20 protein-coding genes are annotated in these 25,137 nt (G+C 73.2%); 4 read left to right on the top strand and 16 right to left on the bottom strand.

What is annotated here, in order from left to right; all coding sequences use genetic code 11:
- Window positions 1-57 precede the first annotated feature (57 nt).
- Together rarD and IE305_RS21265 are read left to right on the top strand one after the other, a co-directional pair.
- Window positions 58-1,089: an EamA family transporter RarD gene (rarD, locus tag IE305_RS21270; protein WP_229891327.1), complete on the top strand. Its 1,032-nt coding sequence runs from the start codon at window positions 58-60 to the stop codon at window positions 1,087-1,089.
- 156 nt (window positions 1,090-1,245) lie between these two features.
- Window positions 1,246-2,640 carry a M28 family metallopeptidase gene (locus IE305_RS21265; RefSeq protein WP_229891304.1) on the top strand — a complete coding sequence of 465 codons (1,395 nt, stop codon included), beginning with the start codon at window positions 1,246-1,248 and terminating at the stop codon, window positions 2,638-2,640.
- A 90-nt stretch (window positions 2,641-2,730) separates the two neighbouring features.
- Here the strand turns inward: IE305_RS21265 and IE305_RS21260 are convergent, their stop codons facing one another.
- The 6 genes from IE305_RS21260 to IE305_RS21235 all read right to left on the bottom strand — a co-directional run bounded on the left by IE305_RS21260 (window position 2,731) and on the right by IE305_RS21235 (window position 10,008).
- Entirely contained in the window at window positions 2,731-3,630 is a 900-nt protein-coding gene (locus IE305_RS21260) for an ABC transporter permease (protein WP_190131280.1), read from the bottom strand.
- Entirely contained in the window at window positions 3,617-4,567 is a 951-nt protein-coding gene (locus tag IE305_RS21255) for an ABC transporter ATP-binding protein (RefSeq protein WP_190131279.1), read from the bottom strand. Before IE305_RS21255 ends, IE305_RS21260 begins: the two co-directional genes overlap by 14 nt.
- A gap of 38 nt (window positions 4,568-4,605) precedes the next feature.
- Window positions 4,606-5,961: a LolA family protein gene (locus IE305_RS21250; RefSeq protein ID WP_190131278.1), complete on the bottom strand. Its 1,356-nt coding sequence runs from the start codon at window positions 5,959-5,961 to the stop codon at window positions 4,606-4,608.
- A 280-nt stretch (window positions 5,962-6,241) separates the two neighbouring features.
- Window positions 6,242-7,252: a polyprenyl synthetase family protein gene (locus IE305_RS21245; protein WP_190131277.1), complete on the bottom strand. Its 1,011-nt coding sequence runs from the start codon at window positions 7,250-7,252 to the stop codon at window positions 6,242-6,244.
- Window positions 7,253-7,485: 233 nt separating this feature from the next.
- Entirely contained in the window at window positions 7,486-8,691 is a 1,206-nt protein-coding gene (locus IE305_RS21240; RefSeq protein WP_190131276.1) for an NAD(P)-binding domain-containing protein, read from the bottom strand.
- 60 nt (window positions 8,692-8,751) lie between these two features.
- Window positions 8,752-10,008, bottom strand: coding sequence for a carboxylate--amine ligase (locus IE305_RS21235; protein ID WP_190131275.1), 1,257 nt, complete (start codon window positions 10,006-10,008; stop codon window positions 8,752-8,754).
- Window positions 10,009-10,247: 239 nt separating this feature from the next.
- Here IE305_RS21235 and fahA point away from each other — a divergent pair, with 239 nt between their 5' ends.
- Together fahA and IE305_RS21225 are read left to right on the top strand one after the other, a co-directional pair.
- A complete protein-coding gene (fahA, locus tag IE305_RS21230; RefSeq protein ID WP_190131274.1) occupies window positions 10,248-11,420 on the top strand; it encodes a fumarylacetoacetase in 1,173 nt (390 codons plus the stop codon).
- A 126-nt stretch (window positions 11,421-11,546) separates the two neighbouring features.
- Entirely contained in the window at window positions 11,547-12,053 is a 507-nt protein-coding gene (locus IE305_RS21225; protein WP_190131273.1) for a hypothetical protein, read from the top strand.
- An 86-nt stretch (window positions 12,054-12,139) separates the two neighbouring features.
- On the opposite strand, the gene nuoN is transcribed toward IE305_RS21225, so the two are convergent.
- Genes nuoN through nuoE form a run of 10 tightly spaced genes read right to left on the bottom strand, consistent with a single transcriptional unit; the run spans window position 12,140 to window position 25,125 of the window.
- On the bottom strand, window positions 12,140-13,804 hold the full coding sequence (nuoN, locus tag IE305_RS21220; RefSeq protein WP_190131272.1) for an NADH-quinone oxidoreductase subunit NuoN: 1,665 nt from the start codon (window positions 13,802-13,804) through the stop codon (window positions 12,140-12,142).
- Window positions 13,801-15,438 (bottom strand): NADH-quinone oxidoreductase subunit M, encoded by a 1,638-nt coding sequence (locus IE305_RS21215; protein WP_190131271.1) that lies wholly within the window; start codon window positions 15,436-15,438, stop codon window positions 13,801-13,803. Before IE305_RS21215 ends, nuoN begins: the two co-directional genes overlap by 4 nt.
- 2 nt (window positions 15,439-15,440) lie before the next feature.
- Window positions 15,441-17,378 (bottom strand): NADH-quinone oxidoreductase subunit L, encoded by a 1,938-nt coding sequence (gene nuoL / locus IE305_RS21210; RefSeq protein WP_190131270.1) that lies wholly within the window; start codon window positions 17,376-17,378, stop codon window positions 15,441-15,443.
- Window positions 17,379-17,389: 11 nt separating this feature from the next.
- Window positions 17,390-17,689: an NADH-quinone oxidoreductase subunit NuoK gene (gene nuoK / locus IE305_RS21205; RefSeq protein ID WP_190131269.1), complete on the bottom strand. Its 300-nt coding sequence runs from the start codon at window positions 17,687-17,689 to the stop codon at window positions 17,390-17,392.
- The gene (locus IE305_RS21200) at window positions 17,686-18,471 is read right to left on the bottom strand and encodes an NADH-quinone oxidoreductase subunit J (RefSeq protein ID WP_190131268.1); all 786 of its coding nucleotides are present in this window, start codon (window positions 18,469-18,471) and stop codon (window positions 17,686-17,688) included. The genes nuoK and IE305_RS21200 overlap by 4 nt, the downstream gene beginning before the upstream one ends.
- On the bottom strand, window positions 18,468-19,052 hold the full coding sequence (gene nuoI / locus IE305_RS21195) for an NADH-quinone oxidoreductase subunit NuoI (RefSeq protein WP_190131267.1): 585 nt from the start codon (window positions 19,050-19,052) through the stop codon (window positions 18,468-18,470). The genes IE305_RS21200 and nuoI overlap by 4 nt, the downstream gene beginning before the upstream one ends.
- Entirely contained in the window at window positions 19,045-20,391 is a 1,347-nt protein-coding gene (nuoH, locus tag IE305_RS21190) for an NADH-quinone oxidoreductase subunit NuoH (protein ID WP_190131431.1), read from the bottom strand. Before nuoH ends, nuoI begins: the two co-directional genes overlap by 8 nt.
- A 44-nt stretch (window positions 20,392-20,435) precedes the next feature.
- Window positions 20,436-22,946, bottom strand: coding sequence for an NADH-quinone oxidoreductase subunit G (locus IE305_RS21185; RefSeq protein WP_190131266.1), 2,511 nt, complete (start codon window positions 22,944-22,946; stop codon window positions 20,436-20,438).
- Complete coding sequence (nuoF, locus tag IE305_RS21180) at window positions 22,943-24,319, bottom strand: NADH-quinone oxidoreductase subunit NuoF (RefSeq protein WP_190131265.1); 1,377 nt, start codon at window positions 24,317-24,319, stop codon at window positions 22,943-22,945. Before nuoF ends, IE305_RS21185 begins: the two co-directional genes overlap by 4 nt.
- Complete coding sequence (gene nuoE, locus IE305_RS21175) at window positions 24,316-25,125, bottom strand: NADH-quinone oxidoreductase subunit NuoE (protein ID WP_190131264.1); 810 nt, start codon at window positions 25,123-25,125, stop codon at window positions 24,316-24,318. Before nuoE ends, nuoF begins: the two co-directional genes overlap by 4 nt.
- Between the last annotated feature and the right edge of the window lie 12 nt (window positions 25,126-25,137).

The following is a 25,137-nucleotide window of genomic DNA, read 5'->3' as shown; positions in this document are numbered from 1 at the left end:
GACGGTCTAACGTCGCTGGGTCGTCGCCGTTTTCACACCCTGGGAGGGGATACCGTGCTGCCGTCTCAGCCATCACGCAGTGAACACCGCACCGGCCTGCTGTGCGGGGTCCTCGCCTACGGCATCTGGGGCCTCTTCCCGCTGTACTGGCCGCTGCTGGAGCCGGCCGGGGCGCTGGAGATCCTCGCGCACCGCATGGTGTGGTCCCTGGCCGCCGTCGCCGTCGTCCTGGCCGTGACGCGCCGCTGGGCGTGGATACGCCCGCTGCTGCGGGAGCCCCGGCGGCTGGCGCTGGCCTCGCTGGGCGCGGTGCTCATCTCGACGAACTGGGGCATCTACATCTGGGGCGTGAACTCCGGGCACGTCGTCGAGACGGCCCTGGGGTACTTCATCAACCCGCTGGTGACCATCGTCCTCGGCGTGCTCGTGCTGCGCGAGCGGCTGCGGCCGGTGCAGTGGGCGGCGGTGGCCGTGGGCGTGGCGGCCGTCGTCGTGCTGACGGTGGGTTACGGCAAGCCGCCGTGGATCGCGCTGGGCCTGGCCGCCACCTTCGCCGCGTACGGCCTGATCAAGAAGAAGGTGGGGCTGGGCGGCCTGGAGTCGATGGCCACCGAGACGGCCGTGCAGTTCCTGCCGGCGCTCGCGATGCTGTTCTTCCTGGGCGGCCAGGGCCGGTCGACGTTCGCCTCGGAGGGCACGGGCCACGCCCTGCTGCTCGTGGGCACGGGTGCGATCACCGCGCTGCCGCTGATCTCGTTCGGCGCGGCGGCGGTGCGGCTGCCGCTGTCGGTGCTGGGCATGCTCCAGTACCTGGCGCCGGTCTTCGGTTTCGTGCTGGGCATCGCCGTGTTCCACGAGGAGATGCCGGCGGAGCGGTGGGCGGGCTTCGCGCTCGTCTGGCTGGCGCTGGCGCTGCTGACCTGGGACGGGCTGGCGGCGGCCCGCAGGGGCCGGGCGCGGCTGCGCGAGGCGCGGGCGAAGGCCGTGGCGGCTGCGTCCGGGCCGGCGGCGGCGGGCACGGAGAGCGGCCCGGCGGACACCGGGACCGGCGCGGCGGACGGCGCCGGGGCGGCGGCCTCCACGCGCTGACGCGGGGTGGACGGGGCGGGCCCGGGCGGCGGGCGCGGGGTCCTCGACGTGCGCCCGATATCCGGATACCGGTGCGCGGTGTCCGAAAGCCGCCCTTGACGGGGTTCCAGGGGCTCCCGAGCATCATGCTCACGTCAAACAGAGTTGGAGCCCCCCATGCCCGTACTCCACGGACCAACGCTGCCCCGCACCACCCCCACCACCCGCAGAACACGCAGACCACGCGCCACCACGACCCTGCTGGCGGGCGGCGCGACCGTCACCGCCGCACTGCTGGCCCTGACCTCCGCCCCGGCGACCGCGGCTCCCACCACCGCGCTCGCCGGACGGACGGGCACGGCACGTGCGGCCGCCCCGGACATATCCGTGGCCAATGTCAAGGCGCATCTCGCGCAATTGCAGTCCATCGCCAACGCCAACGGCGGCAACCGCGCCCACGGCCGCAGCGGCTACAAGGCCTCGCTCGACTACGTGAAGGGCAAGCTGGACGCGGCCGGCTACACCACCACCGTCCAGCAGTTCACGTCCAGCGGCGTCACCGGCTACAACCTGATCGCCGACTGGCCGGGCGGCTCCGCCGACCACGTCGTCTTCGCCGGCTCGCACCTGGACTCCGTCACCCGCGGCCCCGGCATCAACGACAACGGCTCCGGCTCCGCCGGCATCCTCGAGGTCGCGCTCACCGTCGCCCGTGAGGGCTACAAGCCCGACAAGCACCTGCGGTTCGCCTGGTGGGGAGCCGAGGAGCTCGGGATGGTCGGGTCCCGGAACTACGTGAACAAGCTGCCGGCCGCCGAGCGCTCGAAGATCGACGCCTATCTGAACTTCGACATGATCGGCTCGCCCAACCCCGGCTACTTCGTCTACGACGACGACCCGAAGGCCGAGCAGGTCTTCAAGGACTTCTACGCCGCCCGCAAGATCGCCACCGAGCCGGAGACCGAGGGCGACGGCCGCTCCGACCACGCGCCGTTCAAGGACGCGGGCGTCCCGGTGGGCGGTCTGTTCAGCGGCGCCGAGTACAGCAAGACGGCGGCCCAGGCGCAGAAGTGGGGCGGCACGGCCGGGCAGGCGTTCGACCGCTGCTACCACTCGGCGTGCGACACGTCGGCGAACATCAACGACACCGCGCTCGACACCAACAGCGACGCGATCGCGTACGCCGTGTGGACGCTGAGCTCCGGCGGCACCACGCCCCCGGCCGGCACCAGCTTCGAGAACCGCACCCCGCTGGACATCCCGGACGCCGGCGCGGCCGTGGAGTCGCCGATCACCGTCACCGGGCGGCCGGGCAACGCCCCCGCCACGCTCAAGGCGGGCGTCGAGATCCGGCACAGCTACCGCGGCGACCTGGTGATCGACCTGGTCGGGCCGAGCGGCCGGACGTACCGGCTGAAGCCCGCCGACTCCGGCGACTCGGCGGCGGACGTCGTGGAGACGTACACGGTCGACGCGTCGGCGGAGACCGCCAACGGCACCTGGAAGCTGCGGGTGCAGGACGTGGCCGCGCAGGACGAGGGCCGGCTCGCCGGCTGGAAGCTCACCTTCTGACCGCCGCCCCCCACAGGGTGGGCCCGCGCCGCAGCGGCGGCGCGGGCCCACGCCGTACGACCCGCCCCGTACGACCCGCCCCGTACGGGCCTACGCCGTGACGTCGCGCGTGGTGAAGCGCGCCCAGGCCGCCGAGCCGAACACGGCCACGTAGAGGCCCTGGAGGCCCAGGTCGCGCCAGAGCTGCTCGGTGGTGACGGGGTCGCGCAGGAGGTCCGCGAAGGCCATCCAGTAGTGCGGGAAGAAGTACGGCCGCACGGCGTCCAGCTGCGGGAACTGGTCCATGATCTGCACCGTGATCAGCAGGCCCACCGTGGTGGCCATGGCCGCGATCCCACTGCCCGTCAGCGTGGAGACGAACAGGCCCAGCGCCGCCACGCCCGCCAGCGAGGCCGCCACCACCAGCGCGATGAGCAGCGCCCGCAGCAGCCCCTCCCCCAGCGACACCGTCGTCCCGCTGATCAGCGTGACCTCGCCCAGCGGGAAGAGCAGCGCCCCCACCGTGAGCGCGGACAGCGCCACGACGAGCGTGGCGGCCAGGCAGAACACCAGCACCGAGGCGTACTTCACCAGCAGCAGGCGGGTGCGCCCGGCCGGGGCGACGAGCAGATAGCGCAGCGTGCCCGCGCCCGCCTCGCCCGCGACGGAGTCGCCGGCGACCACACCGACCGCCATGGGCAGGAAGAACGGCAGGGTCGCGGCCAGGGACGTGAAGACGAGGAAGAGGCCGTTGCCGGTGACCTGGGCGATGAAGGCCGGGCCCCCGTCGCCGTGGCCGCCCGGCCCGCCGTCGCCCGTCTCCACCTTCACGGCGACGCCGACGAGCACGGGGACGGCGGCGAGTACGCCCAGCAGCGCGAGCGTGCGCCAGCGCCGGAACACCGTGAGGATCTCGTTCCGCAGCAGCGACAGATGCCACCCGGGCACCGCGGGCCGGGACTGGGCGGCGGACCCCGCGGCGGCCCCGGGCACGGACTCAGCCCGCCACATCGAAGCCCTCCCCGGTGAGGGCCACGAAGGCGTCCTCCAGCGAGGCACGTTCCGTGCCGAAGGCCCGGACGCGGACGCCGGCGCGGACGAGGGCGGCGTTGAGGTCGGCCGGGTCCACGAGGGCGGCGGGCGGCAGCTCGCCGCTGACGCGGTCGTCCCGGACGGCGAGGTCGGTCACGCCGTGCTCCTTCAGGATCCGTACGGCGTCGGCCGTGTCGGGGGTGGTGACGCCCAGCCGGGCGCGCACGGACGAGGCCAGCTCGGTCACCGTGCCCTGGACGAGCAGCCGGCCCTGGGCCATCACCGCGACGTGCGTGCACACCTGCTCGATCTCGTCGAGGAGGTGGGAGGAGAGGAAGACGGTGGTGCCGCCGGCCGCCAGGTCCCGCACCAGGGCCCGGATCTCGCGCATGCCCTGCGGGTCGAGGCCGTTGGTGGGCTCGTCCAGCACGAGCAGCTCCCGCGGCCGCAACAGGGCCGCGGCCAGCCCCAGGCGCTGCTTCATGCCCAGCGAGTAGGCGCGGGCCTTCTTGCCGGCCGCGGCGGTCAGCCCCACCCGGTCCAGGGCGGCGGCCACGCGCGCCGCGCGGGTGCGCGGGTCGGCGGTGGGGTCGGCGGCGTCGTACCGGGCCAGGTTGTCCCGGCCGGACAGGAAGCCGTACGGGGCGGGGCCCTCGATGAGGGCCCCCACCCGGGACAGCACCCGCCGGCCGGACCGCGGCATCTCCTCGCCCAGGACCCGGGCGACGCCGGAGGTGGGCTCGATCAGCCCCATGAGCATCCGGATGGTGGTGGTCTTGCCGGAGCCGTTGGGGCCGAGGAACCCGAAGACACTGCCGCGCGGGACGAGGAGGTCGAGCCGGTCCACGGCGAGCCGGCCGCCCCGGTAGCGCTTGGTGAGCGCCTGCGTGGCGATCGCCGGCTCCTCCGCCGTCATCTCTCCCCCGCCCTCCCCGGGCCCCCGCGCGGCCCCGGTCACTTGCCGCTGTGAGCGGCGTTCGCGGCCTTGACCAGCGCGTCCTTGCTGACGGCACCGACGAGGACCCGCCCGTCGTCGGTCATCAGGGCATTGACGATGCGCGTGGAGAACAGCCGGCCGGTGCCGAAGTCGCCGCTGACCTTGCTGCCGAAGCTGTCGAGGACCGCCTCGGCGTTCTTGTCGTTCGCGCCCTTCTTCTCCCCGGCCTTCGCGCCCTTCGCGCTCTTGGCCGGGTCCGCGCCCTTGAGCTCGACGATCGAGGCCCAGCCCTCGCCCGTCACCCGGGTGCCGGAGGAGTCCGTGCCGCCGCCGGGCAGGCCCAGCGCGCCCAGGCCCTTGCCGAGCGGCTGGTCGCCGTCCTTGCCGTGGCCGTCCTTGCCGTGGCCGTCCCGGGCGGGCCCGCCGGGCTCCCCCTCGGTGACCTTGGCGCCCTTGGGCGGCGTGAAGGTGAAGGCGCCGGCGGCGGGCTTGCCGAAGTCCACCGACGTGAAGCCGGCGTCCACGACGGCCTTGCCGCCGCTCTTGGCGGACAGGGTGAACTTCAGCGGCACGCCGGTCTTGGCGTCCACGGCGATGCGCACCGCACCGACCGTCGACTCCTGCTGCTTGGGCTTGATCACCAGCTGGTAGGCGTCGCGGCCGGCGACCTTGGCCGTGCCGTCGACGGAGACGTCGGTGGTCTTGCCGGCCGCGTCCAGGGCCTGCTTGGCGAGCTGCTGCGGGGTGGCCTTGCTCAGGTCGCGGGGCTCGGCCTGCTGCCGGCCCGCCGCGTGCTCGGCGTTCCGCGAGTGGTGGACGGTGTTGGAGGCGCTGTCGTACGCCCAGACGTCGGCGCCGTTGTGCACGACGGTGTACTCGGCGGCGCGCTCGACGACCGAAAGGCGCTGGCGGTCGGGGCCGTCGGCGGCCACGCGCAGCGTGTGCGTGCCGGAGACCAGCTCGGTCAGCTTGCTCTCGGGCGAGGCGGCGGAGCCGTCGCCCTTGGCGCCCTTGTCACCCTTGCCGCCGGACTTGCCCTCGCCCATGCCCTCCAGGGAGAAGCCGGACGGCATCGACGGCAGGCCCAGATCCGTGCTGATCTTGACCGAGCCGGATATGCGCTGGGTGTCGGACGCCGCCATCTTCGCGACGAGGTCCTGGGCGCTGATCCGCGGCAGGTCCGGGTCGGCGGACTTGGCGAGCGCCGACCCGATGCCTATGGTGGCCGCCGCGACGCCGGCCACCGCGACCGGCACCGCGTACCGGACGGCCTTGCGGCGCCCGGTGCCCCTGCCGGGGGCGTCCGTGCCCGCAGCGCCCTCGGCGCCCTCGGCGCCCTCGGCGCCCGGGTTCGGCTGGTGGATCCGTGCCATGTGCTCTACCTCCGTCTTCGGCGGCGGTCTTCGCGTCGTGCACTCGCCCACACCTGGGCTCATTGTGGCCCGACCGCGCGGTGCCGGCATGCGAGTCGGGGGATTCCCCCGGGAATTCGGGGGTCGTTCCCCGGACCTGACGCATTCCATTCCACCGCAGCGGCCCGGCGGAGTCGTCAGCCGACGGGATCAAGTCGGCGTACGCCTCCGGTATGACGGCCCGTAGGGGACGGCCCGCCGCCGGGCGGAGCCACCCTGCCGAAGAGGGACCGGCCGGGGGTCAGCCCGCCCGGTGCACCACCGCGTCGCAGAGCTCCTCCAGGGCCCTCTTCGCGGGGCAGTCGGGCAGCGGGGCCAGCGTCGCGCGGGCCTCCTGGGCGTACCGCACGGTGTCCCGCCGGGCCTGCTCCAGCGCGGGGTGGGCGCGCAGCCGGCGCAGCACCTCGGCGTGCAGGGCGTCGTCGGCGAGGTCGCCGTCGAGCATCGCGCAGAGCTCGAGGTCCTCCGGCGCGCCGGTGGCCGCGGCGCGGGCGCGCACGTGCAGCACGGGCAGGGTGGCGATGCCCTCGCGCAGGTCGGTGCCGGGGGTCTTGCCGGACTCGTGCGAGTCGCTGGCGATGTCCAGCACGTCGTCGGCGAGCTGGAAGGCGATGCCGAGCCGCTCGCCGTAGTGGGTGAGGATCTCCACGACGTGCTCGTCGGCGCCGGACATCATGGCGCCGTAGCGGCCGGAGACGGCGATGAGCGAGCCGGTCTTGCCGGCCAGGACGTCGAGGTAGTGGTCGACGGGGTCGCGGCCGTCGCGCGGGCCGGCGGTCTCCAGGATCTGGCCGGTGACCAGGCGCTCGAACGCCTCGGACTGGATGCGGACGGCCTCCGGGCCCAGGTCGGCGAGTATCCGGGAGGCGCGGGCGAAGAGGAAGTCGCCGGTGAGGACCGCCACGGAGTTGCCCCAGCGGGTGTTGGCGCTGGGCACGCCGCGGCGCACCGTGGCCTCGTCCATGACGTCGTCGTGGTAGAGCGTCGCCAGGTGGGTGAGCTCGACCACCACGGCGGAGGGCACGATGCCCGGCGCGTGGGGGTCGCCGAACTGGGCGGCGAGCATCACCAGGAGCGGGCGGAACCGCTTGCCCCCGGCCTGGACGAGGTGCTGCGCGGCCTCGGTGATGAAGGGCACATCACTCTTGGTCGCCTCGAGGAGCCCCTCCTCGACGGCGGCCAACCCGGCCTGGACGTCGGCTTCAAGAGCCTGGTCCCGCACGCTCAGCCCGAATGGCCCGACGACGGTCACGAGGGGTACTCCTGTCTGCCTGCGAACACGGGGATTGTCGATGTGTCGCTGTCTTCACCAAAAGTCAGCGTATCCGGTCGGCTGTCGATCACCGTGGGCGCCTTCCCTTTCTCCGGGCCTTCCTCGGGAGCTTCCTGCACCGTCCCGACGAGCACAAACGCCGGACGGGCCGGTTCCGGCCCGTCCGGCGTCCGATGACGCGAAAACGGCGCTGCCGCGCTCCCTTCCGGCCGCTACAGGGCGGCCACCGTGCGCGCCAGCCGGGGCGAGGCGTACTCCGTCCCGCACACGAACCGCATCACGGGCCCGAAGCTGGCCGCGGCGGGCAGCCCGGTGAAGAACAGCCCCGGCACCGAGGACTGGTAGCCCGGGCCGAGCCGGGGCCCGCCGGCGCTGACGGCGAGCCGGGTGCGCAGGCCGGGGCCGAGGAAGTCCATGGCCGCGACGTCCACCCGGTAGCCGGTGGCGGCGATCACATGGTCGGCGCGCAGCTCGCTCTCCGTGCCGCGCCCCTCGCCGGCGAGGGTCAGCACCGGCTGCCCGGACTCGACCCGGGCGGCCACGACGCGCTTGCCCTCGGTGACCTGCACCCGGCCGACGAAGCGCTCGCGCAGCCACCAGGCGCCGAGCGGCCCCAGCACCCGGCGGACCAGGTACTGGCGGGTGGGCGCGGGCAGGTGCCGGAAGCGGTCGGCGTGGTAGGAGAAGGCGTACAGCGACCAGGCGCGCCCGAAGGGGGTGTCCGGCTTGTACGGCGGCTGCTCGTCGGGGGCCGCGCCGAAGCGGACGGCGCCGCGGCGCCGGGCCACGACCCGTACGGTGGCGGCGCCCGCCTCGGCCAGCAGCACGGCGGTCTCCAGGGCCGACTGGCCGGCGCCGATGATCACCACGTCGCGGCCGGCGAAGGCCGACAGGTCGCGGTGCTGGGAGCTGTGGGAGACGGGCCCGGCCGGCGAGGGGCCGCCCGGTACGGCGGCGGCGAGCTCGGCGGGGAGCCGGGAGAGGCCGGTGAGGCCGGTGGCGACGACGACGGCCCGCGCGGCGAACTGCTCGCCGGAGTCGAGCTTGAGCTCGAAGCCCCCGCCGGCGCCGCGGTGCTCGACGGAGACCACGCGCTCGCGCTCCAGGCCGGAGACCAGCCGCCGCTGGAACCACAGGCCGTAGCCGGCGAAGGTCTCGACGGGGATGGCGTCCCAGTCCGACTCGTACCGCCGTTCGCCCACGTCCAGGCAGTAGTCGAGGAGGGTGTGGCCGGGCTGCGGGGCGTCGATGTCCGAGGCGGACGGGGTGGACTTCAGCAGCATGCCGGCGGGCATGTGGTCGGTCCAGCTCACCATGGGCGAGCCGAAGACGCGCGTGGGCACGGCGCGCGCCTTCAGGTGGGCGGCGGTCGACAGGCCGTACGGACCGGCCCCGATGACGGCTACGGGCAGTGTCACGAGTCCCCTCCAAGGGCAGTGCTCGGCGCGGTGACTGGTGGGTGGTGTGAACGGGCCGGGTCAGCCGGCGGCGGCAGCGGCGCGACGCCGGGAACGCCACAGCTGCCACAGGTGTCGCAGGCCCGGCCGGACGAAACGGGCGAGCATGGTGAAGAACGGCTTCATGTCGTCGCGCGCGGCCCAGGCCAGCTCGGTGCCGGTGGCCCGCGCGGGGGCGTGCGGGGTGGTGTAGCCGCTGCGCCGGTAGGCGGCGAGCGCGGGCAGGTCGATGTTCTCCACGACGAAGCGGCGTCCGGTGAGCTGCTCGGCCTCCGGGACCGGCCGCCCGGTCAGGTCCAGGTGCTGGGCGCGGACGACGTCGATGCCGGCCTCGTTCTCGAACATGCGGAACTGGGCGCCCATCCGGGGGTTGAAGTCCAGCAGCTTGTAGCGGCCGTCGCGGCGGTCGTAGCGCCAGTCCAGGTCGATGATCCCGCAGAAGCCGATCTGCTTGATGAACTGCGCGGCCATGGTGGCCAGTTCCGGGTTGTCGACGATGTAGGCGTGCGCCGTCATGCCCGCGTGCGGCGGCCAGGACCGCACCTTGACGCCGGTGAACATCGCCAGCGGCGTGCTCTCGGCGTCGAAGTAGGCGTGCACGATCCAGTCCTCGGCCTCCTCCCGCGGCAGGTACTCCTGGAGGATCACCCCGGGCACCGGCCCCCAGTCGCGCGCCAGCTCCAGCAGCTCGCGCGGGCCGCCGATGCGCGTGGTGCCGTGCACGGCGGGGTGCCGGCGCCGCTCGAACGCCTCGCGGTTCTTGGCGACCAGGGGGAAGGCGGCCGTCGCGGCGTACTTCTCGATCTCCTCGTACGAGGCCGGGAACAGGGTGGCGGGCGACGGCACGCCGTGCTCGGCGCAGAGCTCGTGCAGCCCCTGCTTGCTGGCCAGCCGGCGGGGCAGCGCCGGCTCGACCGGCGGGAAGAGGAACGCGCCCCGCAGCTCGGCGGCGTGCTCGGCGATCAGCACCGCGGCCTCCTCGTCGGTCGGGACGAGGACCGAGGGCCGGCCGATGCGCCGCCCGATCCGCAGCAGCCCCTCGACCAGCTCCTCCGGCCGCTCGGTGCCGGTGGTCGGCCAGACGAAGCAGGAGCGCAGGTAGCGCGACAGGGCGGCGGGGGTCCATCTGTCCTCGGTGATGGCGTACATCGGCACGCCCAGGCGGCCCAGGCTGCGGATCGCCCCGACGCCGCCGTGGTGCAGGGGATAGTCACCGATCTTGACAATCAGCCCGGGTACGGACCGGTCCGCCGCCACGAGCGGGCTCCTGCTCGCCACCAGCACCCCCCTCGGCCACCCAGCCTCAGCGGCCCCCCACTGTGTGTGACCCGACTTAGGACGCTACTTCGGAATCGCATGCTCCATCAAGGAATTGCCGGACATTGCCCTCCCTTTAGCCAGCGATCGGACACCTGTCCTTCGGCGGCCTCCTCTTGCGGTGACCACGTAATGTGTGGTCCGGTCCACGGCGCCCGGCCGCACCGCCCGGCGCCACACGGAAGAAGGCGAGGCAGCGCATGGCCCAGCACAGCCCCCGTGAGCTTCCCGAAGGCGATCCCTTCGGCGCCCACACCCTCCCCTACGGCGTCTTCACCACCTCCGACGAGCCCGGCCGCCCGCGCGTGGGCGTGCGCTACGGCGCGTACGTGCTCGACGCCGCGGCGGCAGCCGCCGCGCACGGCTCCGCGTACGCCGGCCTGCTGGACCGGCCGTCGCTCAACCCCCTCATGGCCGCCGGGCGCGCGGTGTGGCAGGCCGTACGGTCGGAGATCCCGGCCTGGCTGGAGGGCCCGTACTTCCACCCGCTGGACGAGGTGACGCTGCACCTGCCGTTCGAGGTCGCCGACTACGTCGACTTCTACGCCAGCGAGTACCACGCCACCAACGCCGGCCGCATCTTCCGGCCGAACGGCGAGGCCCTCACGCCCAACTGGAAGCACCTGCCCATCGGGTACCACGGCCGCGCCGGCACCGTCGTGCTCTCCGGCACCGACGTCGTGCGCCCCAGCGGCCAGCGCAAGGCGCCCGCCGACGCGCTGCCCACCTTCGGCCCCTCGCAGCGGCTGGACCTGGAGGCCGAGGTCGGCTTCGTCGTCGGCACCCCCTCGCGCACCGGCACGCCCGTGCCGCTGGCGGACTTCCGCGAGCACGTCTTCGGCGTCTGCCTGGTCAACGACTGGTCGGCGCGCGACATCCAGGGCTGGGAGTACGTGCCGCTGGGCCCGTTCCTCGGCAAGTCCTTCGCCACGTCCGTCTCCGCCTGGATCACGCCGCTGGACGCGTTCGACCACGCGCGCACGGCGCCGCCGGAGCGCAGCCACCCGCTGCTGCCCTACCTGGACGACGCGGGCAGCGAGCCGGGCGGCATCGACCTGCGGCTGGAGGTGACGATCAACGGCGAGACGGTGTCCCGGCCGCCGTTCTCCGCCATGTACTGGACGGCCGCCCAGCAGATGGCGCACATGACCGTCAACGGCGCCTCGCTGCGCACCGGCGACCTGTACGCCTCCGGCACCGTCAGCGGCCCCGAGCCGGACCAGCTGGGCTGCCTGCTGGAACTCACGCAGGGCAAGGGCCCCTGGCTGGCCGACGGCGACGAGGTGACGATCACCGCGTGGGCGCCGGGGCCGGACGGGGCCCGGATCGGCCTGGGCGAGGTCACCGGCCGCGTCCTGCCGCCCGTGGGCTGACGAGGGCGGACGGGAGCGGACGGACGGGAGCGGACGGACGGGACCGGACGGACGGGGGCCGGCGGGGGCTCCTGCTAACTTGTCGTGCCCCTGCTCAACCGCAGGCAACACCAGGAGGAGATGCAGGTGCGCAAGGCAGCGCAGATCACGGGGGCGGCGCTCGTCGCCGCTGTGCTGATGACCGGTTGTTCCAGCGGGAGCGACGACAAGAAGAACAAGGGCGACGCCACGCCGCCGCCCGCGCCCTCGGCGACCGCCGCGCCCACGCAGGGCGGCTCCGGCGCGGCCGGCGCCACGGACGGCGGGTATGCGGCGCAGACCGCCGACGGCCTCGTGGGCTTGTCGCTCTCGGCCGGCACCGCCACGCTGGTCTCGGACGGCGGCAAGCACCTGTGCACCGGCACGGTCCGCGGCAAGTCGATCGACCTCAAGTGCCCCGACGGCAGCACCAAGCGCACGATGGGCCTGATCGAGAAGTCGGACGCCACCTCGATGGTCGTCTTCTGGGAGGGCGGCGACAGGGAGACCTTCGTCAAGAAGGCCGACGCCGGCCAGCTGCCGACGGCGCTGCCCAGCGCCCTCCCCAGCAACCTGCCGACCGACCTCCCGGGCCTGCCCAAGCCCGGCCACTGAGGCCCGCAGGCCCGTACGGCGCACGCGCCGCGGCCCGGCACCCCTGACGTACGGGGTGCCGGGCCGCGGCGCGTTTCCGCTGGGGGTCAGCGCACGAACACGCCCGCGTGCCCGGCCAGGTCGAGGAAGTACTGCGGCGCCACGCCCAGCACCACCGTCACCACCAGGCCCACCGCGATCGCCGTGGACGTCAGCGGGCTCGGCACCGCCACCGTCGGGCCCTCCGGCCGGGGCTCGTTGAAGAACATCAGCACGATCACCCGGATGTAGAAGAACGCGGCGATCGCCGACGCCAGCACACCCACGATCACCAGCGGCGCCGCCCCGCCCTGCGCCGCCGCCTTGAACACCGCGAACTTCCCCGCGAAGCCGCTGGTCAGCGGGATGCCCGCGAAGGCCAGCAGGAACACCGCGAAGACCGCCGCCACCAGCGGCGAACGGCGGCCCAGCCCCGCCCACTTGCTCAGCTGCGTGGCCTCGCCGCCCGCGTCCCGCACCAGCGTCACCACGGCGAACGCGCCCAGCGTGACGAACGAGTAGGCGCCCAGGTAGAAGAGCACCGAGGACACCCCGGCGGGCGAGGTGGCCACGACACCGGCCAGGATGAAGCCCGCGTGCGCGATGGACGAGTAGGCCAGCAGCCGCTTGACGTCCGTCTGCGTCACCGCGACCACCGCGCCGATCAGCATCGTCACGATGGCCACGCCCCACATCACCGGCCGCCAGTCCCACCGCAGCCCCGGCAGCACCACGTACAGCAGCCGCAGCAGCGCCCCGAAGGCGGCGACCTTGGTGGCGGCGGCCATGAAGCCGGTGACGGGCGTGGGCGCGCCCTGGTAGACGTCGGGCGTCCACATGTGGAACGGCACCGCACCCACCTTGAACAGCAGCCCCATCAGCACCATCGCGCCGCCGATGAGCAGCAGCGCGTCGTTGCCCATGGTGGCCGCGAGCGCCGGCGTGACGGTGCGGGGGGTGCCGCCGACGACGTCGGCGATGCCGGAGTACGTGACCGTGCCCGCGTAGCCGTACAGCAGGGCCACGCCGAACAGCAGGATGGCGGAGGAGAAGGCGCCCAGCAGGAAGTACTTGACGGCGGCCTCCTGCGACAGCAGCCGCTGCCGGCGGGCCAGCGCGCACAGCACGTACAGCGGGAGCGAGAACACCTCCAGCGCCACGAACAGCGTCAGCAGGTCGTTGGCGGCGGGGAAGACCAGCATGCCGCCGACGGCGAAGAGCAGGACGGGGAAGACCTCGGTGGTCGTCAGGCCCGCCCGGACCGCCTTCTGCTCGGCCTCCCCGCCCGGCACGGCGGCGGCCTGGGCGGCGAAGGAGTCGACGGGGCGGCCGTGCGCGGCCGGGTCCAGGCGGCGCTCGGCGAAGGTGAGGACGGCGACCAGGCCGGTGAGCAGGATCGTGCCCTGGAGGAACAGCGCCGGGCCGTCCACGGCGACGGCGCCCATGGCGGCGGGGTGCGCCTTGCCGTTCGCGTAGCCGCCGGCGGCGAGCGCCACCACGGCGGCGAAGGCGGCCGCCAGGCCGACCGCGGCGAGCAGCGCCTGCGCGGGGTGGCGGAGGCGGCGCGGCAGGAACGCCTCGACCAGGACGCCGACGAGGGCGGTGCCCAGGACGATGAGCACGGGCGCCAGCTCGGCATACTCGATCACCGGGCCGGGGATCTTCACGGGGGCCTCGGCCGCCGCCGTCGTCCACAGGCTGTGGACGACGGCTCCGGGTGCTGCGGGACTCACTTCGCGGCCTCCACATCGTTCACACGGGCATCCTTCACACGGGCATCGCTCACGCGGACGTCGGGCGCCGGGTCGCCCTTGTGGACCTGCGACATCGTGTGCTGCACGGCCGGGTCGAGGACGTCCGTCACGGGCTTGGGGTAGATACCGAGGACCAGCAGCAGCACGACCAGCGGGGTCACGACGACCAGTTCGCGGGCGCGCAGGTCGGGCATGCCCCGCACCGGCTCGGCCACCGGGCCGGTCATGGTGCGCTGGTAGAGCACCAGTACGTAGAGCGCGGCGAGCACGATGCCCACCGTGGCGACGGCACCGAGCACCGGGTGCCGGCTGAACGTGCCGACCAGGACGAGGAACTCGGAGACGAACGGCGCCAGGCCCGGCAGCGACAGCGTGGCCAGGCCGCCGACGAGGAACGTGCCGGCGAGGACGGGCGCGACCTTCTGCACGCCGCCGTAGTCCTCGATGAGCCGCGAGCCGCGCCGGGCGATGAGGAACCCGGCGACCAGCATCAACGCGGCCGTGGAGATGCCGTGGTTGACCATGTACAGGGTGGCGCCGGACTGACCCTGGGTGGTCATCGCGAAGATGCCCAGGACGATGAAGCCGAAGTGGGAGATCGACGCGTAGGCGATCAGCCGCTTGATGTCCTTCTGCGCGACCGCGAGCAGCGCCCCGTAGAGGATGCTGACCAGGGCGAGGCCCAGCACGACGGGGGTGGCCCACCGCGAGGCGTCCGGGAAGAGCTGGAGGCAGAAGCGCAGCATGGCGAAGGTGCCGACCTTGTCGACCACGGCGGTGATGAGGACGGCGACGGGCGCGGTGGTCTCGGTCATGGCGCCGGGCAGCCAGGTGTGCAGCGGCCACAGCGGCGCCTTGACGGCGAAGGCGAAGAAGAAGCCGAGGAACAGGGCGCGTTCGGTGGTGGTCGCGATGTCGAGCCTGCCCGCGGCGCGGGCCTCGACGATGCGGGTGAGGGAGAAGGTGCCCTCGCCGAGCTGGTGGGCGGTGACCGCGTACAGCCCGATGACGGCGGCCAGCATGATCAGTCCGCCGACGAGGTTGTAGAGCAGGAACTTCACGGCGGCGTGCGACCGCCGGCCCGCCGCCTCGGCCTCCGTGTGCGGACCGGCCCGGTCCCCGAAGCCCCCGATGAGGAAGTACATCGGGACGAGCATGGCCTCGAAGAAGATGTAGAAGACGAAGACGTCGGTGGCCTCGAAGGCGATCACCACCATCGCCTCGACCAGCAGGATCAGCGCGAAGAAGCCCTGGGTGGGCCGCCACCGCCGGGAGCTGGTCTCCAGGGGGTCGGCGTCGTGCCAGCCGGCCAGCACGACGAACGGCACGAGCAGCGCCGTCAGGCCGATGAGCACCACCGCGATGCCGTCGACGCCCAGTTCGTAGCGGACGCCGAAGTCGGCGATCCAGGCGTGCGACTCGGTGAACTGGAAGGGCGTCTTCGACGCCGTGTCGAAGCGCGCCAGCTGGACGGCCGCCAGGACGAGCGTGGCCAGGGAGAAGCCCAGGGCCAGCCACCGGGCGGCGGCGCGGCGGGCGGCGGGCACGGCGGCGGTGGCCACCGCGCCCAGCGCGGGCACCGCGGCCGTCGCCGTGAGCAGGGGAAATGACATGACTAGACCGCCCTCATCAGCAGGGTCGCGGCGATGAGCACCGCCGTACCGCCGAACATCGAGACCGCGTACGACCGCGCGAAGCCGTTCTGCAGCCGGCGCAGCCGGGCGGAGGCGCCGCCGACGGCGGCGGCCGTGCCGTTCACCGCGCCGTCGACCAGGCCGTGGTCGACGCGGGCGAGGCCGCGTACGAGGTGGTCGCCGCCGCGCACCAGCACGATGTGGTTGATGTCGTCCTGGAGCAGGTCGCGGCGGGCGGCGCGGGTGAGGAGGCTGCCGCGCGGCGGGGTGACCGGGACGGGCCGCCGCCCGTACTGGAACCAGGCCAGGGCGACGCCGAGGACCATCACCACCATGGTGGCGGCGGTGACGGTGAGGGCGCCGACCGGGGAGTTGCCCTCCTCGTGGCCGGTGACGGGCGAGAGCCAGCGCACGAACGCGTCGTCGATGCTGAACAGCCCGCCGGCGAGGACCGATCCGGCCGCGAGCACGATCATGGGGATGGTCATGACCTTGGGCGACTCGTGCGGGTGCGGCATGGCGCCCTCGTGGGCGGCCGCGGCGGGCTCGGCGCTGGGCTCGTCGGGCGACGGGGCGGGCCGCCACCGTTCCTCGCCGAAGAAGGTCAGCACCATCACGCGGGTCATGTAGTACGCGGTGATGGCGGCACCCAGCAGCGCGGCGCCGCCGAGGATCCAGCCCTCGGTGCCGCCCTTGGCGAACGCCGCCTCGATGATCTTGTCCTTGGAGAAGAAGCCGGACAGGCCGGGGAACCCGATGATGGCCAGGTAGCCGAGGCCGAAGGTCACGAACGTCACCGGCATGTACTTCCGCAGGCCGCCGTAGCGCCGCATGTCGACCTCGTCGTTCATGCCGTGCATCACCGAGCCGGCGCCGAGGAACAGGCCGGCCTTGAAGAAGCCGTGCGTGACGAGGTGCATGATGGCGAAGACGTAGCCGAGGGGGCCGAGTCCGGCGGCCAGGACCATGTAGCCGATCTGCGACATGGTCGAGCCGGCCAGCGCCTTCTTGATGTCGTCCTTGGCGCAACCGACGATCGCACCGAAGAGCAGCGTGACCGCGCCGACGGCCACCACGGCCGCCTGTGCGACGGGCGCGGCGTCGAAGATCGCGGCGGAGCGGGTGATCAGGTAGACGCCGGCGGTCACCATCGTGGCGGCGTGGATGAGCGCCGAGACGGGCGTGGGGCCCTCCATGGCGTCGCCGAGCCAGCTCTGCAGCGGCACCTGGGCCGACTTGCCGCAGGCGGCCAGCAGCAGCATCAGCCCGATGGCGGTGAGCCGGCCCTCGCCGGCCCGGTCGGCGTGGTCCAGCACGGGGCCGAAGGCGAAGGTGCCGAAGGTGGTGAACATCAGCATCACGGCGATCGACAGCCCCACGTCACCCACACGGTTGACGAGGAACGCCTTCTTCGCGGCGGTGGCCGCGCTGGGCTTGTGCTGCCAGAAGCCGATCAGCAGGTACGAGGCGAGGCCCACGCCCTCCCAGCCGACGTACAGCAGCAGGTAGTTGTCGGCGAGGACCAGCAGCAGCATCGCCGCGAGGAAGAGGTTGAGGTAGCCGAAGAAGCGGCGGCGGCGCTCGTCGTGGGCCATGTAGCCCACCGAGTAGAGGTGGATGAGCGAGCCGACGCCGGTGATGAGCAGCACGAACGTCACGGACAACTGGTCCAGTTGGAAGCCGGCGTCGGCGTGGAAACCGCCGACGGGCACCCAGCTGAAGACCGTCACGTCCAGCTCGCGGTCGTCGGCGGCGCGGCCGAGCAGCCCGGCGAAGAGGACGGCGCCGATGACGAAGGACAGGGCGGCGACCAGCGTGCCGATCCAGTGGCCGGCGCGGTCCAGCCGCCGCCCGCCGCAGAGCAGCACGCCGGCGCCCAGCAGGGGCACCAGGACGAGCAGTCCGATGAGGTTCTCCACCGTGTGTCCCCTTACAGCTTCAGCAGGCTGGCGTCGTCGACCGAGGCCGAGTGGCGGGAGCGGAAGATCGTCAGGATGATGGCGAGCCCGATGACGACCTCGGCGGCGGCGACGACCATCGTGAAGAACGCGATGATCTGGCCGTCGAGGTTGCCGTGCATCCGTGCGAAGGTGACGAACGCCAGGTTGCAGGCGTTCAGCATCAGCTCGACGCACATGAAGACGACGATCGCGTTCCGCCTGATGAGCACGCCGGCGGCACCGATGGTGAACAACAGGGCCGCCAGATAGAGGTAGTTGACCGGGTTCACCTCTTCTTCCCCTTCCGCTCCAGCCGGTCCTCCGACCGCTGCTCCAGCGCCGCCAGGTCCGCCAGCGCCTCGGCGGACACGTCCCGCACCTGGCCGCGGGCGCGCAGCGTCTGGTTGACGCTGAGCTCGGCGGGCGTGCCGTCGGGCAGCAGCGCCGGGACGTCCACCGCGTTGTGCCGGGCGTACACGCCGGGCGCGGGGAGCGGCGGCAGCTGCTTGCCGCCGCGCACGCGCGCCTCCGCGAGCTCGCGCTGGGTGGCGGCGCGCTCGGTGCGCTCCCGGTGCGTGAGGACCATCGCGCCCACGGCCGCGGTGATGAGCAGGGCGCCGGTGATCTCGAACGCGAACACGTACTTGGTGAAGATCAGCGCGGCCAGGCCCTGCACGTTGCCGCCCGCGTTGGCCTGGCCGAGGCCGTCGAACCGGTGCAGCGAGGCGTTGGCGATGCCCGCGCCCAGCAGCACGCCGAAGCCCAGCACGCACAGCCCCGCCAGCAGCCGCTGCCCGCGGATGGTCTCCTTGAGGGAGTCGGCGGCGGTGACGCCCACCAGCATCACCACGAACAGGAACAGCATCATGACCGCGCCGGTGTAGACGACGATCTGCACGATGCCCAGGAAGTACGCGCCGTTGGCCAGGTAGAACACGGCCAGCACGATCATCGTGCCGGCCAGCGACAGCGCGCTGTGCACGGCCTTCCGCATCAGCACGGTGGCCAGCGCGCCGAGCACGGCGACCACCGCCAGCACCCAGAACTGCACCGCCTCGCCCGTGGAGGTCATGCCTGCACCTCCTCGCCGTCGGGCTCGGGCTTCTCGCCCTTGGAGACCGCGACCTGCCGCTCGGTGCCGGGCGCGGCGTGCGTCACCAGGCCGCGGTAGTAGTCCTGTTCGGTCATGCCGGGGTAAATGGCGTGCGGCGTGTCGACCATGCCCTCCTCCAGGCCGGCGAGCAGCTGTTCCTTGGTGTAGATCAGCGATTCGCGGCTGGAGTCGGCCAGTTCGTACTCGTTCGTCATCGTCAGCGCCCGGGTGGGGCACGCCTCGACGCACAGGCCGCACAGGATGCAGCGCAGATAGTTGATCTGGTAGACGCGGCCGTACCGCTCACCCGGCGAGTAGCGCTCCTCGTCGGTGTTGTCGGCGCCCTCCACGTAGATGGCGTCGGCCGGGCAGGCCCAGGCGCACAGCTCGCAGCCGATGCACTTCTCCAGGCCGTCCGGGTGCCGGTTGAGCTGGTGACGGCCGTGGAATCGCGGCGCGGTGGGCTTCTTGTACTCGGGGTACTGCTCGGTGAGCCGCTTCTTGAACATGGCCTTGAAGGTCACGCCGAAGCCGGCCACGGGATTCTGGAAGTCAGTCACCGCGGGCCTCCTTTTCGTCACGCACAGTGTCCACCCCGCCACTGACAATGAGGTGCCCCTCGCCCCGGGGCCGGCGGCGCGGCACGGGCGGCACGGTCTGGCCGGGCAGCGGCGGCACGGGGTGGCCGCCCGCCATCGGGTCGAAGGCCGCCTCCTCGTCCGGCGCGGACTCCGCCTCCCCGGCGGCCTCCTCCCCGGTGTCCTTCTCCGCGCGGGCCCGGAAGACGTCGGCGAGCAGCGACAGCAGCAGGACGCCCAGCACCCCGCCGCCCACGTACAGCACGATGTGCTGGAAGTCGTAGTGCTCGTTGCGCAGCGCCCGCACCGTGGCCACGAGCATCAGCCAGGCCAGCGAGACGGGGATGAGCACCTTCCAGCCCAGCTTCATCAGCTGGTCGTAGCGCACCCGCGGCAGCGTGCCGCGCAGCCAGATGAAGAAGAACAGCAGCAGCTGCACCTTGATCACGAACCAGAGCAGCGGCCACCAGCCGTGGTTCGCGCCCTCCCAGAACGCCGACACCGGGTAGGGAGCCCGCCAGCCGCCCAGGAAGAGGGTGGTGGCGACCGACGAGACCGTCACCATGTTCACGTACTCGGCGAGCATGAACATCGCGAACTTGATCGACGAGTACTCGGTGTTGAAGCCGCCGACGAGGTCGCCCTCGGACTCCGGCATGTCGAACGGCGCCCGGTTGGTCTCCCCCACCATCGTCGCGATGTACACGAGGAAGGACACCGGCAGCAGCAGCACGTACCACCGGTCGTGCTGCGCCTCGACGATCGCGGACGTCGACATCGAGCCGGAGTAGAGGAACACCGACGCGAACGCGGCGCCCATCGCGATCTCGTACGAGATCATCTGCGCGCACGACCGCAACCCGCCCAGCAGCGGGTACGTCGACCCGGACGACCAGCCGGCCAGCACGATGCCGTAGATGCCCACCGACGCCACCGCGAGGATGTACAGCACCGCGATCGGCAGGTCGGTCAGCTGCATCGCCGTGCGGTGCCCGAAGACGGACACCTCGCCGCCCGACGGGCCGAAGGGGATCACCGCGACGGCCATGAACGCCGGGATCGCCGCGACCACCGGCGCCAGCAGGTAGACCACCTTGTCGGCGCGGCGGACGATCACGTCCTCCTTGAGCATCAGCTTCACGCCGTCGGCCAGCGACTGCAACATCCCCCACGGGCCGTGCCGGTTGGGGCCGATGCGCAGCTGCATCCAGGCCACGACCTTGCGCTCCCAGACGATGGAGAACAACACCGTCACCATCAGGAACGCGAAGCAGAAGACGGCCTTCAGCACCACCAGCCACCACGGGTCCCGGCCGAACATCGACAGGTCCTCGGCGGCCAGCAGCCGCAGCGGCACGCTCGCGGTCACGACAGCACCTCCCCGAAGGGCGCCCCGGCCCCGTCGCCGTTGTCCGCACCGATCCGTACGGGTTCACCCGGGCGCGCCCCCAGGTCGGAGAGCGCACCGCCGCCCACCGAGTTCAGCGGCAGCCACACCACCCGGTCCGGCATGGGCGTCACCCGCAGCGGCAGCCGCACCGACCCCGCCGGCCCCGACACCCGCAGCACCTGCCCGTCCGCCACGCCGGCCTCGGCCGCCGTCGCCGCCGACAGCCGCGCCACCGGCTCGGGCCGGGTGGCGGCCAGCGCGTCGTCGCCGTCCTGCAACCGGCCCCGGTCCAGCAGCATCCGGTGCCCGGCCAGCACCGCCTCGCCCGGCTCGGGCCGCGGCAGCGCCCGGGCCGGCTCGTCCGGCGGCGCCGGCCGCTCGCCACGCCACGGGCCCAGCCGGGCCAGCTCCGCGCGGGCCGCCGGCACGTCCGGCAGGCCCAGCGGCACGTCCATCGCATCGGCCAGCATGTGCAGCACCCGCAGGTCGCCCGGCACGGACGTACGCGCCATCTGGTCCGGCTTGAGCGCCGCCTCGAACAGCCGCGCCCGCCCCTCCCAGTCGAGGAACGTGCCCGCCTTCTCGGCGACCGCCGCCACCGGCAGCACCACGTCCGCCCGGTCCGTCACCTCGCTCGGCCGCTGCTCCAGGCTCACCAGGAACCCGACCGCGTCCAGCGCCTCCCGGGCCCGCGCCGGATCGGGCAGGTCGGCGACCTCCACGCCCCCCACCAGCAGCGCACCCAACTCGCCCGTGACCGCCGCCGCCACGATCTGCCCGGCGTCCCGCCCCGGGCTGCGCGGCAGCTCCGGCACACCCCACACGGCCGCCGTCTCCTCGCGCGCCCGCGGGTCCGTCGTCGGCCGCCCGCCCGGCAACAGGCCCGGCAGCGCACCGGCCTCCAGCGCGCCCCGCTCGCCCGCCCGGCGCGGCAGCCACACCAGGCGCGCGCCGGTCGCACGCGCCGCCTCCAGCGCCGCCGTCAGCCCGCCCGGCACGCCCGCCAGCCGCTCACCGGCCAGGATCACCGCGCCCCCGGCCCGCAGCGCCTCGGCCGCCGCCCGGCCGTCCGGGTCCAGCCCCGACCCGCCCGCCAGCGCCCGCAGCCACTCCGGCTCGGTGCCCGGCGCCGCCGGCAGCAGCGTGCCGCCCGCCTTCAGCAGACCGCGCGTGGCGTGCGTGGCCAGCGCGAAGGTGCGCTGCCCGTGGCGCCGCCACGCCTTGCGCAACCGCAGGAAGACACCGGGCGCCTCCTCCTCGGCCTCCAGCGCCACCAGCAGCACCGCCGGCGCCTTCTCCAGCGCCGCGTACGTCACACCCGTACCGTCCAGGTCCACGCCCCGGCCCGCGACGTGCGCGGCGAGGAAGTCGGCCTCCTCACCGCTGTGCACCCGGGCCCGGAAGTCCACGTCGTGCGTCTCCAGGGCGACCCGCGCGAACTTCGCGTACGCGTACGCGTCCTCCACCGTCAGCCGGCCGCCCGTGAGCACCCCGGCCCGGCCCCGCGCCGCCGCCAGCCCGCGCGCCGCGGCCTCCAGCGCCTCGGGCCAGCTCGCCGGGGCGAGCACGCCGTCCGCGCCGCGCACCAGCGGCGTCGTCAGCCGCTCCGGCCGCTGCGCGTAGCGGAACGCGAAGCGGCCCTTGTCGCACAGCCACTCCTCGTTGACCTCGGGGTCCTCCGCCGCCAGCCGCCGCATCACCTTGCCGCGCCGGTGGTCCGTACGTGTCGCACAGCCGCCCGCGCAGTGCTCGCACACCGACGGCGACGACACCAGGTCGAACGGGCGCGCGCGGAACCGGTACGCCGCCGAGGTCAGCGCGCCCACCGGGCAGATCTGGATGGTGTTCCCGGAGAAGTACGACCGGAACGGGTCGCCCTCGCCCGTGCCCACCTGCTCCAGCGCCCCGCGCTCCAGCAGCTCGATCATCGGGTCGCCCGCGATCTCGTTCGAGAAGCGCGTGCAGCGCGCGCACAGCACGCACCGCTCCCGGTCCAGCAGCACCTGCGGCGAGATCGCCACCGGCTTCTCGTACGTCCGCTTCCGGCCCTCGAACCGCGACTCGGCCTGCCCGGCGCTCATCGCCTGGTTCTGCAGCGGGCACTCGCCGCCCTTGTCGCACACCGGGCAGTCCAGCGGATGGTTGATCAGCAGCAGCTCCATCACGCCGCGCTGCGCCTTCTCCGCCACCGGCGAGGTCAGCTGGGTCTTCACGACCATGCCGTCGGTGCAGGTGATCGTGCAGGAGGCCATCGGCTTGCGCTGGCCCTCGACCTCCACGATGCACTGCCGGCAGGCGCCCACCGGCGCCAGCAGCGGGTGGTCGCAGAACCGCGGGATCTCGATGCCGAGCAGCTCGGCCGCGCGGATGACCAGGGTGCCCTTGGGCACGGAGACCTGGATGCCGTCGATGGTGACGGAGACCAGGTCCTCCGGCGGGAGGGCCGCGTCCCCTCCGGCCGAGGGGGCGGAGGTGGTGACGGTCATGCGTTCACCCCCAGGTGGGAACGGTGCGTGGGGTGCGGGTCGTCGGCCCACACCGTGGACTTCGCCGGGTCGAAGGGGCAGCCCTTGCCCTTGACGTGCTGCTCGTACTCGGCGCGGAAGTACTTGAGCGAGGAGAAGATGGGGCTGGCCGCGCCGTCGCCCAGGGCGCAGAACGACTTGCCGTTGATGTTGTCGGCAATGTCCGCGATCTTGTCGAGGTCGGCCATGCGGCCCTTGCCGGCCTCGATGTCGCGCAGCAACTGCACCAGCCAGTACGTGCCTTCGCGGCAGGGCGTGCACTTGCCGCACGACTCGTGCGCGTAGAACTCCGTCCAGCGGGTCACCGCCCGCACCACGCACGTCGTCTCGTCGAAGCACTGGAGCGCCTTGGTGCCGAGCATCGAGCCGGCCGCGCCCACCGCCTCGTAGTCCAGCGGCACGTCCAGGTGCTCCTCGGTGAGCAGCGGGGTCGACGAGCCGCCGGGCGTCCAGAACTTGAGCCGGTGCCCCGGGCGCATGCCGCCGCTCATGCCGAGCAGCTGGCGCAGCGTGAGGCCGAGCGGGCCCTCGTACTGGCCGGGCGAGGCGACGTGGCCGCTGAGCGAGTACAGCGTGAAGCCGGGCGACTTCTCGCTGCCCATCGAGCGGAACCACTCCTTTCCGCGGAGCATGATGGCGGGAACCGACGCGATGGACTCGACGTTGTTCACGACGGTGGGGCACGCGTAGAGGCCGGCGACCGCGGGGAAGGGGGGCCGCAGCCGGGGCTGGCCGCGGCGGCCCTCCAGCGAGTCGAGCAGGGCGGTCTCCTCGCCGCAGATGTACGCGCCGGCGCCCGCGTGCACGGTGACGTCCAGGTCCATGCCGCTGCCCAGGACGTCGCGGCCGAAGTAGCCCGCCGCGTACGCCTCGCGGACGGCCGCCTGGAGGCGGCGCAGCACGGGCACGGTCTCGCCGCGCAGGTAGATGAAGGCCCGGCTGGAGCGGATCGCCCAGCAGGCGATGATCATGCCTTCCAGGAGGGCGTGCGGGTTGGCGAAGAGGAGGGGGATGTCCTTGCAGGTGCCCGGTTCGGACTCGTCGGCGTTGACGACGAGGTAGTGCGGCTTGCCGTCGCCCTGCGGGATGAACTGCCACTTCATGCCGGTGGGGAAGCCGGCGCCGCCGCGGCCGCGCAGCCCCGAGTCCTTGACGTACGCGATCACGTCGTCGGGGCTCATCCCCAGGGCGCGGCGCGCGCCCTGGTAGCCGTCGTGCCGCAGATAGGTCTCCAGCGTCCACGAGCGCGGCTCGTCCCAGAAGGCGCTCAGCACGGGTGCGAGGAGCTTCTCCGGGCTGGTGTGGGGCTGGGGCGTTTCCTGTGCCACCGTCATCCCTCCCCCTCCTCGGTGACCGGTCCACTGGGGTGGTCGGGGTCCGAGGCGGACGTCTGCTGGGGCGCGTCGTGGGAGCTGGCGTGCTCCGGGGGGCGCTCGCCGAGCGGGGGCGCGCCCCGGGGCGGGCCGACGCGCGCGGGCCCGGTCTCGCCCTTGGCGATCCGCAGCCCGGCGAGCGAGGCGGGCCCGGCGCTGCCGCCCGCCTCCGTGGCGCCGGGGCGCTCGTCGGGGAAGCCGGCCAGGATGCGGGCCGTCTCGCGGTACGTGCACAGGGGCGCGCCGCGGGTGGGCTGCACGGGCCGGCCGGCGCGCAGGTCGTCGACGAGCCGCTTGGCGCTCTCCGGCGTCTGGTTGTCGAAGAACTCCCAGTTCACCATCACCACGGGCGCGTAGTCGCAGGCCGCGTTGCACTCGATGTGCTCCAGCGTCACCGCGCCGTCGTCGGTCGTCTCCCCGTTGCCGACGCCGAGGTGCTCCTGGAGCTCGGCGAAGATCGCGTCGCCGCCGAGCACGGCGCACAGCGTGTTGGTGCACACCCCGACCTGGTAGTCGCCGCCGGGCCGGCGCCGGTACATCGTGTAGAAGGTCGACACGGCGGTGACCTCGGCGGTGGTCAGGCCCAGCAGCTCGGCGCAGAACCGTACGCCGGTGCGGCTCACCCAGCCCTCCTCGGCCTGCACCAGGTGCAGCAGGGGCAGCAGGGCGCTGCGGCTGTCGGGGTACCGGGCGATCACCTCCCGGCCCTCCGCCTCCAGCCGGGCCCGGACCTCGGGGGGAAAGTCGGGCGCGGGAAGCTGGGGCATCCCCAGCTGCAC

The sequence above is a fragment of the Streptomyces mashuensis genome (genome assembly GCF_014654785.1).
Taxonomy (GTDB): domain Bacteria; phylum Actinomycetota; class Actinomycetes; order Streptomycetales; family Streptomycetaceae; genus Streptomyces; species Streptomyces mashuensis.
The sequence above is the reverse complement of the archived record's forward strand: the minus strand, read 5'-3'. Positions and strand labels throughout refer to the sequence as shown.

What these genes read in the sequence shown, in the direction of transcription:
- IE305_RS21265 (WP_229891304.1), top strand. Translation starts at nt 1,246, where the DNA reads ATGCCCGTACTCCACGGACCAACGCTGCCCCGCACCACCCCCACCACC.
- IE305_RS21260 (WP_190131280.1), bottom strand. Translation starts at nt 3,630, where the DNA reads ATGTGGCGGGCTGAGTCCGTGCCCGGGGCCGCCGCGGGGTCCGCCGCC.
- IE305_RS21255 (WP_190131279.1), bottom strand. Translation starts at nt 4,567, where the DNA reads ATGACGGCGGAGGAGCCGGCGATCGCCACGCAGGCGCTCACCAAGCGC.
- IE305_RS21250 (WP_190131278.1), bottom strand. Translation starts at nt 5,961, where the DNA reads ATGGCACGGATCCACCAGCCGAACCCGGGCGCCGAGGGCGCCGAGGGC.
- fahA (WP_190131274.1), top strand. Translation starts at nt 10,248, where the DNA reads ATGGCCCAGCACAGCCCCCGTGAGCTTCCCGAAGGCGATCCCTTCGGC.
- IE305_RS21215 (WP_190131271.1), bottom strand. Translation starts at nt 15,438, where the DNA reads ATGTCATTTCCCCTGCTCACGGCGACGGCCGCGGTGCCCGCGCTGGGC.
- IE305_RS21200 (WP_190131268.1), bottom strand. Translation starts at nt 18,471, where the DNA reads ATGACCTCCACGGGCGAGGCGGTGCAGTTCTGGGTGCTGGCGGTGGTC.
- nuoH (WP_190131431.1), bottom strand. Translation starts at nt 20,391, where the DNA reads ATGTTCGGCCGGGACCCGTGGTGGCTGGTGGTGCTGAAGGCCGTCTTC.
- IE305_RS21185 (WP_190131266.1), bottom strand. Translation starts at nt 22,946, where the DNA reads ATGACCGTCACCACCTCCGCCCCCTCGGCCGGAGGGGACGCGGCCCTC.
- nuoF (WP_190131265.1), bottom strand. Translation starts at nt 24,319, where the DNA reads ATGACGGTGGCACAGGAAACGCCCCAGCCCCACACCAGCCCGGAGAAG.
- nuoE (WP_190131264.1), bottom strand. Translation starts at nt 25,125, where the DNA reads ATGCCCCAGCTTCCCGCGCCCGACTTTCCCCCCGAGGTCCGGGCCCGG.